Raw genomic sequence first — 15,435 nt, forward strand, 5'->3', positions numbered from 1 at the left:
CCCGGAGAGCCGGACGGCCACTCCTGAGAAGCCACTGAAGGCAAGACCCCATAAGCCACATCCGGCCCTCCCGGGCCACCTAACAACTTACGGAGTACCTCATGACTGTCACCCCACCTGCTCTTGACATCTTCGAGTCCCTTGAGTCCGAGGTCCGCAGCTACTGCCGAGGCTGGCCAACTGTCTTCGACAGCGCCCGCGGCAGCTACTTAACCGACGAAGACGGGCACACCTACCTCGACTTCTTCGCCGGCGCGGGCTCTCTCAACTACGGTCACAACAACCAGGTGCTGAAGCGCGCTTTGCTCAACTACTTGGAACGTGACGGCATCACGCATGGTCTCGACATGGCGACGACCGCCAAGCGCGCCTTCCTGGAGTCCTTCAACAAGCTGGTGCTGGCACCGCGTCATCTCTCTTACAAGGTCATGTTCACCGGGCCCACCGGAACAAACGCCGTAGAAGCGGCGCTCAAGTTGGCGCGGAAGGTCAAGGGCCGCGAGGCGATCGTGTCGTTCACGAACGCCTTCCATGGCATGTCTCTTGGCTCCCTCGCCGTCACCGGTAACGCCTTCAAGCGCGCGGGGGCCGGCATCCCCCTCGTACACAGCACTCCGATGCCGTTCGACAACTACCTCGGCGGCCGCGTACCCGACTTCCTCTGGTTCGAACGAATGCTGGAGGACCGAGGGTCCGGCCTCAACAAGCCAGCCGCCGTCATCGTCGAAACTGTGCAGGGTGAAGGCGGTATCAATGTCGCGCGTCCCGAGTGGCTGCGTGGCCTCGCGAGCCTGTGCGACCGCCACGACATGCTGTTGATTGTCGACGACATCCAGATGGGCTGTGGACGCACCGGTGGCTTCTTCTCCTTCGAGGAAGCAGGGATCGTCCCGGACATCGTCACCCTGTCGAAGTCCATAAGCGGGTATGGACTACCCATGTCGCTGTGCCTGTTCAAACCCGAACTGGACGTCTGGGAGCCAGGGGAGCACAACGGCACCTTCCGGGGCAACAACCCGGCCTTCGTCACGGCCACGGCCGCGCTCAGTACCTACTGGTTCGACCAGCAGATGGAGAAGCAGACCCTCGCACGCGGCGAGCAGATCGAGCAGGCTCTCCGGGCTCTCTGCAAGGAGTACAGCGCGCTCGGGGCGACCTACCGCGGTCGCGGCCTGGTGTGGGGGCTGGAGTTCGCCGACAAGTCGCGGGCCTCCGCTATCTGCGCTCGTGCGTTCGAACGCGGACTGCTGCTGGAAACCTCCGGTGTCGACAGCGAAGTAGTGAAGCTGTTGCCACCCCTCACCGTGACATCGGATGAGTTGGACGAAGGATTGCGCATCCTTTCTCGCACAGTGGCAGAGACTGCTTGAGCTGGGACTACCGACCAAGATCTGGTCCACGCCTGGTCCACACGCGCTGATCCACAATGCGACAGAGACGGATCAAGGTGAGACACCCTCCATGCAGAGGGGGTGTCCCTCGCTGAGGAACACCCCCTCTGACCAGCACGTCTATGACCTGCGGAGGCGGTGGGATTCGAACCCACGGTGACGGTTTCACGTCACTACGGTTTTCAAGACCGTTCCCTTAGGCCGCTCGGGCAACCCACCCCGCGCCGACCGAGATCGGCGCGGGGAACAGAGTAACCGGTTCGTGCGCGCGTGTGCGGATCAGTTGTCGCCGACGCGGGAGCCGAGGGTGACGGTGACCGTGTGTTCGCTGCCGCCCCGCTTGTAGGTGATCTGAACCTTGTCCTCGGGCTTGTGGGTCCAGATCTCGCCGATCAGGGTCGGGCCGCTGTCGATCACCGAGTCGTCGAGCTTGGTGATGACGTCGCCGGGCTTGAGGCCGGCCTTGTCCGCGGGCCCGCCCGACTCGACCGCGGCGGAGCCGCCCGTGCCCGCGTCGGTGATCTGCGCACCGTTCGTCGAGTCTTCCAGGGACACCGACGCGCCGATCTTCGCGTAGACCGGCTTGCCGGTCTTGATCAGCTGCTGGGCCACGTACTTGGCCTGGTTGATCGGGATGGCGAAGCCCAGGCCGATCGAGCCCGACTGCCCGGTGCTGCCCAGGCCGCCGCTGGAGGCGGACTGGATCGCGGAGTTGATGCCGATCACCGCGCCGGAGGCGTCCATCAGCGGGCCACCGGAGTTGCCCGGGTTGATGGAGGCGTCGGTCTGCAGGGCGCTCATGTAGGACGCCTTGCTGGTGGAGCTGCCGTCGCTGGAGGCCACCGGGCGGTTCTTGGCGCTGATGATGCCCGTGGTGACCGTGTTGGACAGGCCGAAGGGGGCGCCGATCGCGATCGTCTCGTCGCCGACCGCCACGTTGTCGGAGTTGCCCAGGGCGAGCGGCTTGAGGTCCGACGGCGGGTTCTTGAGCTTGATGACGGCGACGTCGTAGCCCTGCGCGTGGCCGACGACCTCGGCGTCGTACTTCTTGCCGTCCGGGAACGTCGCGGTCAGCTTGCCGCCGTCGAGGGCGTCCGCGACCACGTGGTTGTTGGTGATGATGTGGCCCTGGGTGTCGAAGACGAACCCGGTGCCCGTGCCGCCCTCGCCGCTGGTCGACTCGGCCTCGATGGTGACCGTGCTGGGCAGCGCGTTGTGGGCCACCGCCGCGATGGTGCCGGCCGCGCGCTTGACCTGGGTGGCGCCGCCGTCGGAGGAGGCGGAGACGGTCGTGGAGCCCACGTCGTCGTTGTTCTTGGCCAGCGTGTAGCCGAGGCCGCCGCCGATGCCGCCCGCGACCAGCGCGGCCACCAGAACGGCGGCGATCAGACCGCCGCGCCCGCTGCCCTTCTTCGGCGCGGGCTGCGGCTGCTGGAACGGCTGGTGTTGCTGGTACTGCTGGTGCTGGTCGTACGGCGAGCCCCAGCCGGCCCCGGCAGCCGCACCTGCACCCGCGCCGGCGTCCGCGTAGGAAGGGATCGCGGGAGCCGGGGGCGGCCAGGAACCCTCGGCGGGGGCCTGCGGCGGGGGCGCGTAAGGGTCACCTGCGGGCGCCCCCTGGGGCACCGGCGGGATCGGGGTGGTCGGCGCTTCCCCGCCGTCGGACGCGGCTGCCTGCGGTGAAGCAGCGGGAGACGTCGGCGGCACGGGAGGTGCGGACGGGGCCGGAGGTACCGGGTTGCCCTCGTTCTCGGTGCTCACAGCTTCTCTCCTCGGTCCACGGCTTTTCGTCTCGGTCGCACTCGGTCACGCTCTTTCACGCTTGCTGTCGGTCCGGCGCGATTCAGCTGTGCATGTGCTTTTGTATGCCGTCAGCTTTTCCCACAGGCCGTCAGAGCACCATAAGCGGTGGCTGTGGGTACACCGATAACCTTTATATAGGGCCTGTCCGACAAAAGTTCCCTTTGCTGGCATCGGGGATACCCCCACGTGCGCCCGCTCGGTGGCACCATGTCGCGGTGACCCACGCACCACAGCATCGCATCCAGGTCGTCGCGCACCGCGGGGCCTCCGAGGACGCCCCCGAGCACACCCTTGCCGCCTACAAGAAGGCCATCGAGGACGGCGCCGACGCCCTGGAGTGCGACGTCCGGCTGACCGCGGACGGCCACCTGGTCTGTGTCCACGACCGACGGGTCAACCGTACGTCCAACGGGCGGGGGGCCGTCTCGGCCCTGGAGCTCGCCGACCTGGCGGCCCTGGACTTCGGTTCCTGGAAGAAGGGCCCGGCCTGGCGGGGACGGGACGAGGAGCCCGAATGGGAGTTCCGGCCGGAGGACCGCGCGGACACCTCCGTACTCACACTGGAGCGATTGCTGGAGCTGGTCGCGGACGCCGGGCGGCGGGTGGAGCTGGCGATCGAGACCAAGCACCCCACGCGGTGGGCGGGGCAGGTCGAGGAGCGGCTGATGCTGCTGCTGAAGCGGTTCGGCCTGGACGCTCCGGCCACGGCCGCCGAGGCACAGGTGCGGGTCATGAGCTTCTCCGCGCGGTCGCTGCACCGGGTGCGGGCGGCCTCGCCGACGCTGCCGACGGTCTATCTGCTGCAGTTCCTCTCACCTCGGCTGCGCGACGGCCGGCTGCCGGCCGGGGTGCGGATCGCGGGCCCCTCGATCCGGATCGTGCGCAACCACCCCACCTACATCGAACGGCTGAAGCGGAACGGCAACCAGGTGCACGTCTGGACGGTGAACGAGCCGGAGGACGTGGATCTGTGCCTGGAGCTCGGTGTCGACGCGATCATCACCAACCGGCCCGGGGCGGTGCTGCGGCGGCTCGGACGATGAGCCCGACGAGCCTGCGCCCATGCCGCTGATCGACGTGCTGATCGAGGCTCAGATAAAGAGTCGCGTAAGGAATCACCACACCCCTTGACCCGACAGCTCTCCCACAGCATCCTCACGTATCGGCCACACCATCGAAATCCAGCCACACGAAGCCATACCTGGGGGATATGGCGACGTACCCGTCACAGGGTGTGCTCCGGCGCGTTCGGTCCGCATTCGTTCGTTGCGAATGCGTCACCGGACATTCATTGGCCGGTTTCCGGTTCAGGCCGATGGGGCATCCACACCGTGGCGTGGGGCAAAGGAGGTCTCGGGGGTGGCGTTGGTGGTGGCACAGGAGGTGCCCACGTCGTCGAGCATGGCCGTACCCCATGGCCCTGCGGGCGTGGGGAAGGCGAGGCACCGCATGCGCGATCAGTTGCGCACCGGTGGCGTATCGGAATCGGTCATCGACGATGCCGTACTCATCCTTTCCGAACTTTTGAGCAATGCGTGCAAACACGGGCGCCCCTTGGGGGACGCGCTGGCCGGGGACGGCGACGTCCGGGCCGCCTGGCGGGTGGACACGCGCGGCCGGCTGATCGTCGAGGTGACGGACGGTGGCGGACCGACCCGCCCGGCTCCCATGACCCCGTCGGTCACGGCACACGGCGGCCGCGGGCTGAACATCATCACGGCCCTGGCGGACGACTGGGGGGTCCGGGACGACGCCCGGGGCGAGGTGACGGTCTGGGTCGTGGTCCAGAAGGACGTGAGTGATCCGGATGGCACGGTCCGCCGCGACGCCTTCGCTACGCGCGTCACGGCATCCGCGGCCCCGGAGATGTCCGGTCTGGACTTCTCCGACGCGTTCGACGACCTGGACTGACCGGTACCGACCTGGACTGACCGGAGTGCCGTCCTGGACTGACCGGTACCGGCCTGTACCGAGCCGTACCGACCCGGTCCGGCGGTGCCCGCTCCGCGGCTCCGTCCACAGGTACCCGTGGTCCAGCGCGTGAACGGCTAGGCTCCCGCCAGTACGAGACGAGCCGTAACCGGGAGACACCCAGATGGCCAAGAAGCGACCCCAGACAAAGGCCACGCGGCCGCAGCTCAGCGATGCGGCCCGGGCCGAAGGCGCTGATGGAGACTTTCCGGTTGTCGGTGCCCGTGAACCCTGCCCCTGCGGCAGCGGCCGGCGCTACAAGGCGTGCCACGGCCGGGCGGCCGCGCACGCGGCGACCGAGCTGGTGCACCGCCCGTTCGAGGGGCTGGCGGGCGAGGGCGACTGGGTGGCACTGCGCGAGCTGGTGCCCGCCGCCACGGTCGAGCTGACCCTGAAGGACGGCCTGCCCGAGGGCGTCCCCTCGGTCACGCTCGCGACGGTGCTGCCGATGGCCTGGCCGGCGCTCCGGCGCGAGGACGGCACCGTCCTCCTCGGCCTGCAGAACGACACGGCGTCCGGCGACATCAGCCGCGACCTCGCCGACACCCTCCAGCGCGCCCTCGCCGCCGATCCGGGCACCCCGGTGCAGGGCCGCCGCGCCCCCGCCGACAGCCCCCGGCTGCAGGACCTGCTCGACCCCGAGGGCCCGTTCGCGCCGGTCGTGCACGACGGCTTCGAGTTCTGGGTGCAGGACGCGGAGAACGCCACCGCGGAGGTGACCGCCTCCCTGGAGCGGGCCAACGCGGCCGCCATCCCGACGGTGAAGCTGACCGGCGTCGACTCCGCCTACTGGTGCGAAACGCCCGATAAGAACCATCTGCGGTGGGTCATGCCGTATCCCGAGGAGCAGCTTCTGGACGCTCTCGCGCGGCTGCACGCGGCGGGCAGGTCCGGCCTCGGCGAGGGAACCCGGCTGGTCGGTTCCTTCCGCGCCCACGGTCTCACCGTGCCGGTCTGGGACCTGCCGAGCGGGGTCGGCGCCGAGGACGTGGAGAAGCCGGCCGCCGAGTTCGCCGAGCGGCTCGCGACCGCTCTGGCCTCGGAGGCACCGCTCACGGCGGACGAGCGCCGGGCCCGTGGCGGGCTGACCAACCGACAGGTCACGCTCAGCTGACGATCAGGGTCGGGGGAGGGACGCGGCTGACCGACCGGTCAGCCGCTCCGGGCCCGTTGACTCGGGTGACTCCTGTCACAACTTCCCTACGTGGCAGGCAAATACGTGTCCGAATAGCCGAGATCGAATTTGCGAACCGCCGATCTCTTGTTACCGTCTCAGTAGCCCGGTTGCTGGTGCATCCCCCGTCGCCAGCAACCGGGCCTTTTCATGCCCGCGTTCATGCCGGCGTCCGGTGTACGGACCGTAGCGATACGTCAACTCCCGTTTGACCCACCGGAGTTGCCCTCGAACGAGCCCCCGGAGCCGTCGGCCGAGTCGCCCGCAGCGCCCCTCCCGAAGCCACTCACAGCCCCGCTCCCGGAGCCACTGCCGGAGTCGCTCGCCGAGTTGCTCGCGCTGCGCAGCAGCAGTGGTCCGTCGCCGTCGCGCGCCGCGAACTCCGTGACGGCCGTGTAGGCGTCCAGCGCGCCCCGCGCGTGCTCCCGGGGCGTCTCACAGGTGGCGGGCTCGTCGGCGGCGTCCGCGGCGCAGTGCGTCTGCACGGTGCGGCCGTGCGGGCCCATGAGACTCAGCACGGGCTCCAGGTCCGCCCCGGTGGCGTTGCGGTAGTAGGTGCGCGCCCAGGTGTCCGCGCCCTGGGCCATCACGCAGGTCTGCGCCTCCACTCCGCCGGGGGAGGTGAGTTCGGGACCGCAGCGGGCGGCCGTGGCCAGGCCCAGGCCGAGCACCAGGGGGGACCGGACGGGCGCCGGCAGCTTCTCGTCGTCACTCCGGGCAGGGTGTCCGGCGGCGTCGCCCACCTGTCCCGCGGACGCCACGGTCAGCGGCAGCGCGACCGCGCACACCATGACGCCCGCGAGGGCGAGCAGACGTAGTCGGGGGTCTGGGGGTTGCCCCCCAGAATTACGCAGCATGTGCGGAAGATAACCAGCGAGGCACGAGAAGCCGCGTTCTCGCGCCCGACACCCTTACAACTCGGGTGCGCTCACACCCGTACGGGTGAGGACGTCGACCACGGCGTCCACCACGGCCTCCACATCGGGCACCCAGGGTTTGGCCGAGCCGGGCAGCGGGGCGCGCTCCCAGCGGATGGCGCCCTGGCCGGTCTCGGAGGGGGGCAGGGCGAGATAGCCGCCCTCCCCGTGGAAGCGGAGCGAGCCGGGGACGAAGTCCTTGGCGTACAGCAGCTCGCCCAACTGCTCCATGGAGTACGGCTTGACGAGCAGCGCCCAGCGGGTGGGCGCCGCGACCACCGGGCCGAGGCGCATGCCGCGGCGGTCGAGAAGAGTCAGGGCATGGGAGGCCGCGAGGGCGGGCAGACTGACCGCGCAGGGCGCGTTCCCGCCGACGGCTCCGGTGGCGAGGATGATCGGCGCGGCCGGCCGGTTGCCCCACCACCAGCGCACCATGCGCTCGTCGGTGGTGGCCGCGAGCAGACCGGGGTCGAAGGGGTGCGCACCGGGCACCGTGCACTCCGGGTCGGGGCAGGCACAGCGGGCCCGGCCCTGCGGGTCCGGGGCCACACCCGGGAGTACGGGCCACTGCCATTCCGTCGCGAAGGTCAGGGCCGCGCCGAGAAAATCAGGCCCCTTGTCTTTTCGCCTGGACAGGAGCCTGCGTCGCCTTCCGAGGATCTCGCGCATGAGCGCTCGTTCCTTTCCGTTGCACCGCTGGCAACACCGTGGACCACATCACATCATGTGTCGATCACTTCACTGTGCGTACCTGTTGGCGCATCACACCCCTGCACTGGCAAGGGGAACCCCAAGGGTCGAGCCGGGGGCCGCGCCCGCATCCAATACTGCGTCTATCAAAAGCACGGCCACGGCATGGGGGTGGCGAAGTCTGGCGTTTTGCCGTTCCGAGTGTTTCTCTCCGCCGCCGCCACGGGAGGATGGGGCACGGTCGTCGGTGGTTAAGACGCCCGGGTCCGTCGCCAGGTTCCGGGTGATCCCCAACCACCCCTGGCCTTCTCCGAGTACGTACCCATCACGACCGCTGTGACGCTCCGTGGAGCAAGGCCAGTCGACCGCAATGAACCGTTACCCGAGTCAGTTTTAAGCCAACTTTGCTTTTGCGCAAGCCGTCCCGGGAGAAGTCACCGGGGACCCACGGACACCAGGAATCCCAGCAGGACAATGCTGGACATCCCCTCACGAGTGCGTGTACATGTGGAGACACCGCTAGCGGCGCAGAAAGACATGGGGGTTTGCGATGCTTTTGAGCAATACGCACAGGTCTGAAAGCCGGACACGATGAGCGCCCCGCACCCTCCGAAAGTGGCTGGAATCGATTCAACGGTCCCCACGCCCGCACACACTGTCGCGCCGGTTCCCCCCGCCCCGGGCGCACCTTCCGTCCCGAAGGCCCCCGCCGCACCAGCACCGGGCACCCTCCTCCAGGACCGGCTGGCCGGCTGGGTCTCCGACCTGACCACCCTCCACGAACTGACCGAACGGCTCGCCCGCACCGACGGACTGGAGCCCGCCCTCCAGGAACTGCTGCGCGCCGGTACCGCCCTCGTGGGCGCCCGGCGCGGTCTCGTGGCGCTGGAGCCCGCCGACGGCCTCGGCCCGCACACCACGCTCGGCCTCGGACTCGGCCGCGCGGACCTCGGCCACATGGAGACCGTCCCGAGCGGCGCGCTGCCGTACGACACCGGCACCGCCGCCGAGATCGTCCACCCCGACCTGTTCGCCGAGGACGGCCTGGACCCCCGGCACCGCGAGGTCGCCGCCCGCCTCGGCTACGCAGCCAGCTACGCGCTCTCCCTGACCACCGACGCGGCCGCCCGCCTGGGCGCGGTCCTGTGGCTGTACGACGAGCCGGCCGAGCCGAACGAGCGCCAGCGCCACCTCATCGGCCTGTACGTCCGCTTCGCCGCCGAGCACCTGGCCCGGCTGCTGGAAGTCGAGCGCACGCGCGCGTGCATGGCGACCATCGCCGAGGAACTGCTCCCCTCCCGGCTCCCCCGGGTGGCCGGCGTCCAGCTCGCCGCCCGGCACCGCACCGGCCCGCGCGGCGGCGGCGACTGGTACGACGCGCTGCCGCTGCCCGACGCCGCCCTCGGCCTCGCGGTCGGCTCGGTCACCGGCTCCGGGCCCAGCGCGGTGGCCGCCATGGGCCGGCTGCGGGCCTCCCTGCGGGCGTACGCCGTGATGGAGGGCGAGGACCCGGTCGCGGTCCTCTCCGACCTCGAACTGCTGCTGCGCCTGACCGAACCGGCCCGCTCCGCCACCGCCCTGTTCGCCTACTGCGAGCCCGCGCTGCGCAAGGTCACCCTGGCCGGGGCCGGACACAGCCCGCCGCTGCTGATCGGGGAGCGCCGCACCGAGTTCGCGGAGACGTCGGTCTCGGCGCCGCTCGGGATGCTGGCCTGCTGGGAGGCGCCCAGCGTGGAGATCGAGGCCGAGGCCGGGGAAACGGTGCTCCTCTACACCGACGGGCTGCTGCACCGCACCGGCGACCCCATGGACCGCGCCTTCGCCCGGCTGCACGCGGCCGCCGCGGGCATCCCGCGTGCGCTGCGCCACGACCCCGGGGCGATCGCCGACCATGTGCTGCGCACGGTGCTGCCGAACGGACTGGACTCGGCCGGCGGCGAGGAGGACGTGGTGCTGCTCGCGGCCCGTTTTGACTGACCGGTCAGTCAAAAAGCCACGTCAACCGGTCAGGAGTCGTCCGGCCCTGGGTCGCCGTTCGGTACGACCGTACGATGGACGGGATCCAGTGCAGTGTCGAGGAGGATGACCGTGGCCGACGAGCTCACACCGGAGACCCCGGAAACCGAGCCGGAAGAGCCGATCAAGCAGCGCAAGAACGGCCTGTACCCGGGCGTGTCCGACGAGCTCGCCGAGAGCATGAAGTCCGGCTGGGCCGACACGGAGCTGCGCGACCTGACCCCCGTCGAGCAGGCCGAGCACACCGCCCGCCGCCGCGCCGAGCTGTCCGCCCGCTTCCCGGGCGACCGCCTGGTGATCCCGGCCGGCAACCTGAAGACCCGATCGAACGACACGGACTACCCGTTCCGGGCGTCGGTCGAGTACGTCTATCTCACCGGTGACCAGACGGAGGACGGCGTACTCGTCCTGGAGCCGAAGGACGACGGCCATGTGGCCACCGTCTACCTGCTGCCCCGCTCCGACCGCGAGAACGGCGAGTTCTGGCTCTCCGGGCAGGGCGAGCTGTGGGTGGGCCGCCGCCACTCCCTGACCGAGTCCGAGGCGCTCTACGGCATCCCCGCCGCCGACGTCCGCGAACTCGCCGACAAGCTGCGCGAGGCCACCGGCCCGGTGCGGGTCGTCCGCGGGTACGACGCCGGCATCGAGGCCGCGCTGACCGACAAGGTCACCGCCGAGCGCGACGAGGAACTGCGCGTCTTCCTCTCCGAGGCGCGGCTGGTCAAGGACGAGTGGGAGGTCGGCGAGCTACAGAAGGCCGTCGACTCCACGGTCCGCGGCTTCGAGGACGTGGTGAAGGTCCTCGACAAGGCCGAGGCCACCTCCGAGCGCTACATCGAGGGCACGTTCTTCCTCCGCGCGCGAGTGGAGGGCAACGACATCGGCTACGGCTCCATCTGCGCGGCCGGCCCGCACGCCTGCACCCTGCACTGGGTCCGCAACGACGGCCCGGTGCGCTCGGGCGACCTGCTCCTGCTGGACGCCGGCGTGGAGACGCACAGCCTGTACACCGCGGACGTCACGCGCACGCTGCCGATCAACGGCACCTTCAGCGAGCTGCAGAAGAAGATCTACGACGCGGTGTACGACGCCCAGGAGGCCGGCATCGCGGCGGTGCAGCCGGGCGCCAAGTACCGCGACTTCCACGACGCCGCGCAGCGCGTGCTGGCCGAGCGGCTCGTCGAGTGGGGGCTCGTGGAGGGGCCGGTGGAGCGGGTGCTGGAGCTCGGGCTGCAGCGCCGGTGGACGCTGCACGGGACGGGGCACATGCTCGGGCTCGACGTCCACGACTGCGCTGCCGCGCGGACCGAGACGTATGTCGAGGGCGTCCTTGAGCCGGGGATGGTGCTGACCGTCGAGCCGGGGCTGTACTTCCAGGCCGACGACCTGACCGTTCCGGAGGGGTACCGGGGGATCGGGGTGCGGATCGAGGACGACATCCTCGTGACGGCCGACGGGAACCGGAACCTGTCCGCGGGGCTGCCCCGGCGGTCGGACGAGGTCGAGGCGTGGATGGGTTCGCTCAAGAGCTGACGTATGGGGTGAATGGCCGGGTACCTGGGTGGTGCCCGGCCATTGTTGTGTTCTGCGTAGGTGGATCCAGTCAACGGGGGTTACGAGTGGACGACTTCTGGGGTGCCGTCGTACTGCGCCTGGAAGGTGATACCGGCGACGGACGGCGGGTTGGGCTGGAGCGTGCCCTGCGGGACGCCGTTCGCGTCGGGCAGCTGCTGCCCGGGGCCCGGTTGCCTGCCACCCGGCGGCTCGCTGCCGAGCTGGGGATCTCCCGGGGCACCGCCAAGGCCGCCTACGACCAGCTGGTCGCCGAGGGGTATCTGACCGCTCGGCAGGGGTCCGGGACCCGGGTCGCCTCGCTCCCCTCCGGCGCCTCCGACGCTCCCGAAGCGGCCGCACGCGCGCGTGCCCCGCTTTTCGATCTGCGGCCCGGCGGCCCGGACGTCGGGGCGTTCCCGGCGGCCGCCTGGTTGCGGGCCCTGCGGCGGGCCATCGCCGGCGCGCCGGCGATGGCGTACGACTACGGCGATCCGCGCGGGCGGATCGAGCTGCGGACCGCGCTGTCGGGGTATCTGATGCGGGCCCGCGGGGTGGTGGCGCCGCCGGAGCGGATCATGGTCACCTCGGGGTATGTGCAGGGGCTCGCGCTGCTCACACGGGTGCTGGGCGGGGCCGCCGCGGTGGCCATGGAGGACCCCGGGATGCCGTTCCACCGGGAGGTGGTGCGGAAGAACGGCGGGACCGTGGTGCCGGTGCGGGTGGACGAACATGGGGCGCGGGCGGCGGAGCTGGGGGACGCGGGGGCGGTCGTCCTCACCCCGGCCCACCAGTATCCGACCGGAGCCACCCTGCATCCGGAGCGGCGGCGGGCCGTGGTGGACTGGGCACGCGCGCGTGGCGGGGTGATCGTCGAGGACGACTACGACGGGGAGTTCCGCTACGACCGGCAGCCCGTGGGTGCCCTGCAGGGGGTGGCCCCGGGGCAGGTCGTGTATCTGGGGACCGCCTCCAAGACGCTGGGTCCCGCGCTGCGGCTCGGGTGGATGGTGCTGCCGCCGCATCTCGTCGACGCCGTCGCCGACGCCAAGCTGCACAGCGATCATCACACCGAGTCCATCGGCCAGCTGGCGCTCGCCGAGCTGATCGAGAGCCATGCCTACGACCGGCACGTGCGCGCGTGCCGGTTGCGGTACCGGCGGCGCCGGGACCAGCTGCTGGGGCGGCTGGGTGCCGGACGGCACGTGCGGGGGATCGCGGCCGGGCTGCACGCGCTCGTCGCCGTGACCGACGAGAAGGAGACGCTGGCCCGCGCGGAGGCCGCGGGGCTGGCGGTGGGCGGCCTCGGGGAGCACTGGCACAGGGGCGGCGGTGCGGGGCGGCCGCAGGCCTGGTCGTCGGGTACGGGACGCCCCGGGAGCGGGTCTACCCGGAGGCCCTGGAGGTGCTCGCCAAGGTGCTGGACGGCTGACTCACCGTGTCGGGAGGGCGTCCAGGAACAGGGCCCCGGCGAGCAGGCCCGCGCTGCCCCGCGGGCTCCAGCCGCGCTCGTACAGGTCGGCGTCCAGGGCCGTCAGCGCCTCCGCGCCGGCCCCCGTCGCCGTACCGCCCGCTTCCAGGACGCCGCGGGCACCCGCCTGGACGTGGCGCAGGCCGAAGGGACCCGCGGTGTAGAGGAGTTCGGTGTCCTGAAGGGTGGACATCACGGTGAGCAGGGCGTCGAGCCGGGCCTGGTTCTCGGTGGCGCCCGCCTTGCGGGCCGTCGCCAGTGCGTCCAACGCCCTTCGCACGTGCGGGAATCCGGCCCTGGCCTCGCCCCGGGCGCCGGCCGCGCCGTACTTGGCGGAGATCGACGAACCCCGGGAGGGGCGCTTGGGGGCGCCCTTGTCGTTGAAGGCGGCGATCTTGCGCGCCGTGGCGGCGATCTCGCGGGCCTTGGCCCGGGGATCCAGGGCGGCCGCGGCGACCAGGAGGCCGAGGGCCCACAGGGCGCCCTTGTGGCCGCCGCCGGCCAGGCCCACCGAGTGCTCGGTGGACCGGCCGATCGAGCCCAGCTCCGCCCGCAGCACCGGCGAGGCCTCGCCGGTGCGGCGGGCCGAAGCGGCCATCGCCGCGAGGCCGGGCGCCAGCGCCCTGGCCGACCAGCGCAGACTGTCGTGCTCCCGGCGCGTGCTGCGGGCGTCCAGGTCACGCGGGTCGGGCAGCCCCGGCTTCGGGGCCAGCGCCAGCTGACCGGTGAGCGCGGCCACGGCGGCCTGCGCCAGCGCGTCGTCCTCGCGGCTTGTCATGTCCCTTACCTTATGAGGAGGCGGAGGCCGAAGGGGAGGCGCTGTCGCTGGGCGGGGCACCTGTGGGGGCGCCGCTCGGCGGGGTGCCGCCCCCACCGCTGCCGGCGCCGGTGTTCTCGGCGTCGGGGTCGATACCCAGGGTCAGGGAGCCCTTGTAGCCCTTCGAAGGGTCCTTCTTGTGCACGGCCTTCAGGGTCAGCAGACCGCTGGAGGCACCGCCGCCGTCGTACACCATGTCGTCGGCGAGGACGGTGTAGCTGCCGGTGTGCCTGGAGTACGGGGCGAGGGTGAAGATCTCCTCGGCGACGGTGTCGTCGAAGAACAGCTGACCGGTGTAGTTGACCTTGCCGCCCTCGTAGGTGCCGTCCTCCTTCTCGCCGCCCGTGTGCACCTTCACGTGGATGTGGCAGGTGCGCGGGGTGTACCAGCCCGGGAAGATCGTCTCGAACTTGACGACCCCGTTGGCGTTGGCGATCTGGTAGCCGCGCAGGTAGGTGTTGTCGTCGGCGGAGTCGCCCTCCTCGCTCTCCGCGGGAGCGGAGCCGCCCGGGTTGGCGGTGGTGTAACCGGAGTAGTAGCCCCAGGCGTCGCAGTGCCAGATCTCGACCGCGGCACCCTTGACCGGGGTGCAGCCGTCGGTGGCGTCCACGACGGTCAGGCGCAGGGTGAGCGGAACACCGGCCTTGCCCTCGGTGATGTCCTTGCGCACCAAGGCACCATCGAGGTAGTACGGGCCCTCCGTGACGCTGCTCATCAGCGTCATGCACTCACTGCTGGTGGAACTGGCGGAGGCCGTGGCGTCCGCGTCGGTACTGGTGTCGGTCACATCGGCGAAGGCCGACTGGAAGCCGGCGACCGCGAGGCCGCCGGCCGCCACCGTGCCGCCGGACACCACGAGGGCGCGGCGGCGGGTGATCGACGTGTCTTTGTGGTTTCCCGTCATGGTCGACGAAGCTAGGAACGCCGTTTGTCAGGGGCATGGGCAGGGGCTGGCAACCGGCTGTGAAGGCCCAGGAAGCTGAAGTCGGCGGGAAGACGCTGGCCACAGGGGTGGGGTGACGCTGTCACAGAGCCGGATCACGGTCGTGCAGAACCCGCTGGAACAGCCGGCTGTCCCGCCATTCTCCATTGATGTGCAGATACTGCGGAGCATCGCCGATCGTCTCGAATCCGCATTTCTTCAGCACTCGTTGCGACGTCGTGTTGTCGATCAGCGTGGACGCCTCGATCCGGTGGAGTCCCACGACATCCCGGGCGATCTCGCAGACCTGCTCCAGCGCGGCGCTGGCCAGCCCGCGGCCCTGCTGGTCACCGGCCACCCAATAGCCGACGTACGAACTGCAGAAAGGTCCCAGGGAAATTCCGGAAAGGGTGATCGCACCGACGATCCGGCGGTCCTCGGCCGACTCCATGACCCAGGGGACCATGATCCCGTCCGCGGCCTGTCGCAGCAGGCCATCGATGCGTTCGCCCTGCCCCTCGACGGTGAAGAAGGACTCGGGTCTGACCGGTTCCCAGGGTTCGAGATGCTTTCGGTTGCCGGCGTACGCGGCAGCCAGCGGTTTCGCGTCACCGACGGCAATGGGACGCAATATCACGCCGGGCAGGATTGCTTTTTCTTTAATCTTTCTGAGAATCATGCGCGCACCTTAGCGCGCGGGTTATGCAGGAGG

Annotated in this window: 12 protein-coding genes, 1 tRNA gene and 1 pseudogene; 7 read left to right on the forward strand and 7 right to left on the reverse strand. The window is 70.4% G+C overall.

Features of this window, described 5'->3' with window-relative positions:
* Nucleotides 1-101 precede the first annotated feature (101 nt).
* Nucleotides 102-1,370: a diaminobutyrate--2-oxoglutarate transaminase gene (ectB, locus tag ACGFZQ_RS30545; RefSeq protein WP_393843042.1), complete on the forward strand. Its 1,269-nt coding sequence runs from the start codon at nucleotides 102-104 to the stop codon at nucleotides 1,368-1,370.
* Between the two features lie 149 nt (nucleotides 1,371-1,519).
* Here the strand turns inward: ectB and ACGFZQ_RS30550 are convergent.
* Nucleotides 1,520-1,614, reverse strand: a tRNA-Ser gene (locus tag ACGFZQ_RS30550).
* A 56-nt stretch (nucleotides 1,615-1,670) separates the two neighbouring features.
* Nucleotides 1,671-3,152: a S1C family serine protease gene (locus ACGFZQ_RS30555; RefSeq protein ID WP_393843043.1), complete on the reverse strand. Its 1,482-nt coding sequence runs from the start codon at nucleotides 3,150-3,152 to the stop codon at nucleotides 1,671-1,673.
* A 257-nt stretch (nucleotides 3,153-3,409) separates the two neighbouring features.
* Between ACGFZQ_RS30555 and ACGFZQ_RS30560 the strand changes: the two genes are divergently transcribed.
* The 3 genes from ACGFZQ_RS30560 to ACGFZQ_RS30570 all read left to right on the forward strand — a co-directional run bounded on the left by ACGFZQ_RS30560 (nucleotide 3,410) and on the right by ACGFZQ_RS30570 (nucleotide 6,279).
* Nucleotides 3,410-4,237 carry a glycerophosphodiester phosphodiesterase gene (locus ACGFZQ_RS30560; protein ID WP_393843044.1) on the forward strand — a complete coding sequence of 276 codons (828 nt, stop codon included), beginning with the start codon at nucleotides 3,410-3,412 and terminating at the stop codon, nucleotides 4,235-4,237.
* 229 nt (nucleotides 4,238-4,466) lie between these two features.
* Entirely contained in the window at nucleotides 4,467-5,105 is a 639-nt protein-coding gene (locus ACGFZQ_RS30565) for an ATP-binding protein (RefSeq protein WP_351744649.1), read from the forward strand.
* Nucleotides 5,106-5,289: 184 nt separating this feature from the next.
* Nucleotides 5,290-6,279, forward strand: a complete 990-nt coding sequence (locus tag ACGFZQ_RS30570) for a DUF5926 family protein (RefSeq protein WP_351744651.1) — start codon at nucleotides 5,290-5,292, stop codon at nucleotides 6,277-6,279.
* Between the two features lie 257 nt (nucleotides 6,280-6,536).
* Here ACGFZQ_RS30570 and ACGFZQ_RS30575 read toward each other — a convergent pair whose 3' ends face one another.
* Both ACGFZQ_RS30575 and ACGFZQ_RS30580 read right to left on the reverse strand, forming a co-directional pair.
* Nucleotides 6,537-7,196, reverse strand: a complete 660-nt coding sequence (locus tag ACGFZQ_RS30575; protein WP_393843045.1) for a hypothetical protein — start codon at nucleotides 7,194-7,196, stop codon at nucleotides 6,537-6,539.
* Nucleotides 7,197-7,250: 54 nt separating this feature from the next.
* Nucleotides 7,251-7,925: a bifunctional DNA primase/polymerase gene (locus ACGFZQ_RS30580; RefSeq protein ID WP_393843046.1), complete on the reverse strand. Its 675-nt coding sequence runs from the start codon at nucleotides 7,923-7,925 to the stop codon at nucleotides 7,251-7,253.
* Nucleotides 7,926-8,537: 612 nt separating this feature from the next.
* On the opposite strand from ACGFZQ_RS30580, the gene ACGFZQ_RS30585 reads away from it, so the two are divergent.
* The 3 genes and pseudogenes from ACGFZQ_RS30585 to ACGFZQ_RS30595 all read left to right on the forward strand — a co-directional run bounded on the left by ACGFZQ_RS30585 (nucleotide 8,538) and on the right by ACGFZQ_RS30595 (nucleotide 12,945).
* Nucleotides 8,538-9,923, forward strand: a complete 1,386-nt coding sequence (locus tag ACGFZQ_RS30585; RefSeq protein ID WP_393843047.1) for a PP2C family protein-serine/threonine phosphatase — start codon at nucleotides 8,538-8,540, stop codon at nucleotides 9,921-9,923.
* 105 nt (nucleotides 9,924-10,028) lie between these two features.
* Nucleotides 10,029-11,495: an aminopeptidase P family protein gene (locus ACGFZQ_RS30590; protein ID WP_393843048.1), complete on the forward strand. Its 1,467-nt coding sequence runs from the start codon at nucleotides 10,029-10,031 to the stop codon at nucleotides 11,493-11,495.
* Nucleotides 11,496-11,581: 86 nt separating this feature from the next.
* A pseudogene (locus ACGFZQ_RS30595) lies at nucleotides 11,582-12,945 on the forward strand (PLP-dependent aminotransferase family protein).
* A gap of 1 nt (nucleotide 12,946) precedes the next feature.
* Here the strand turns inward: ACGFZQ_RS30595 and ACGFZQ_RS30600 are convergent.
* The 3 genes from ACGFZQ_RS30600 to ACGFZQ_RS30610 form a co-directional block, all read right to left on the reverse strand.
* Nucleotides 12,947-13,762, reverse strand: coding sequence for a triphosphoribosyl-dephospho-CoA synthase (locus ACGFZQ_RS30600; RefSeq protein WP_393843049.1), 816 nt, complete (start codon nucleotides 13,760-13,762; stop codon nucleotides 12,947-12,949).
* A gap of 10 nt (nucleotides 13,763-13,772) precedes the next feature.
* On the reverse strand, nucleotides 13,773-14,705 hold the full coding sequence (locus ACGFZQ_RS30605) for an intradiol ring-cleavage dioxygenase (protein WP_393843050.1): 933 nt from the start codon (nucleotides 14,703-14,705) through the stop codon (nucleotides 13,773-13,775).
* 121 nt (nucleotides 14,706-14,826) lie between these two features.
* Nucleotides 14,827-15,402: a GNAT family N-acetyltransferase gene (locus ACGFZQ_RS30610; protein ID WP_393843051.1), complete on the reverse strand. Its 576-nt coding sequence runs from the start codon at nucleotides 15,400-15,402 to the stop codon at nucleotides 14,827-14,829.
* Nucleotides 15,403-15,435: the final 33 nt, after the last annotated feature.

Origin of the sequence: Streptomyces sp. NPDC048254, from assembly GCF_043201895.1 — a bacterium.
Lineage (GTDB): Bacteria > Actinomycetota > Actinomycetes > Streptomycetales > Streptomycetaceae > Streptomyces.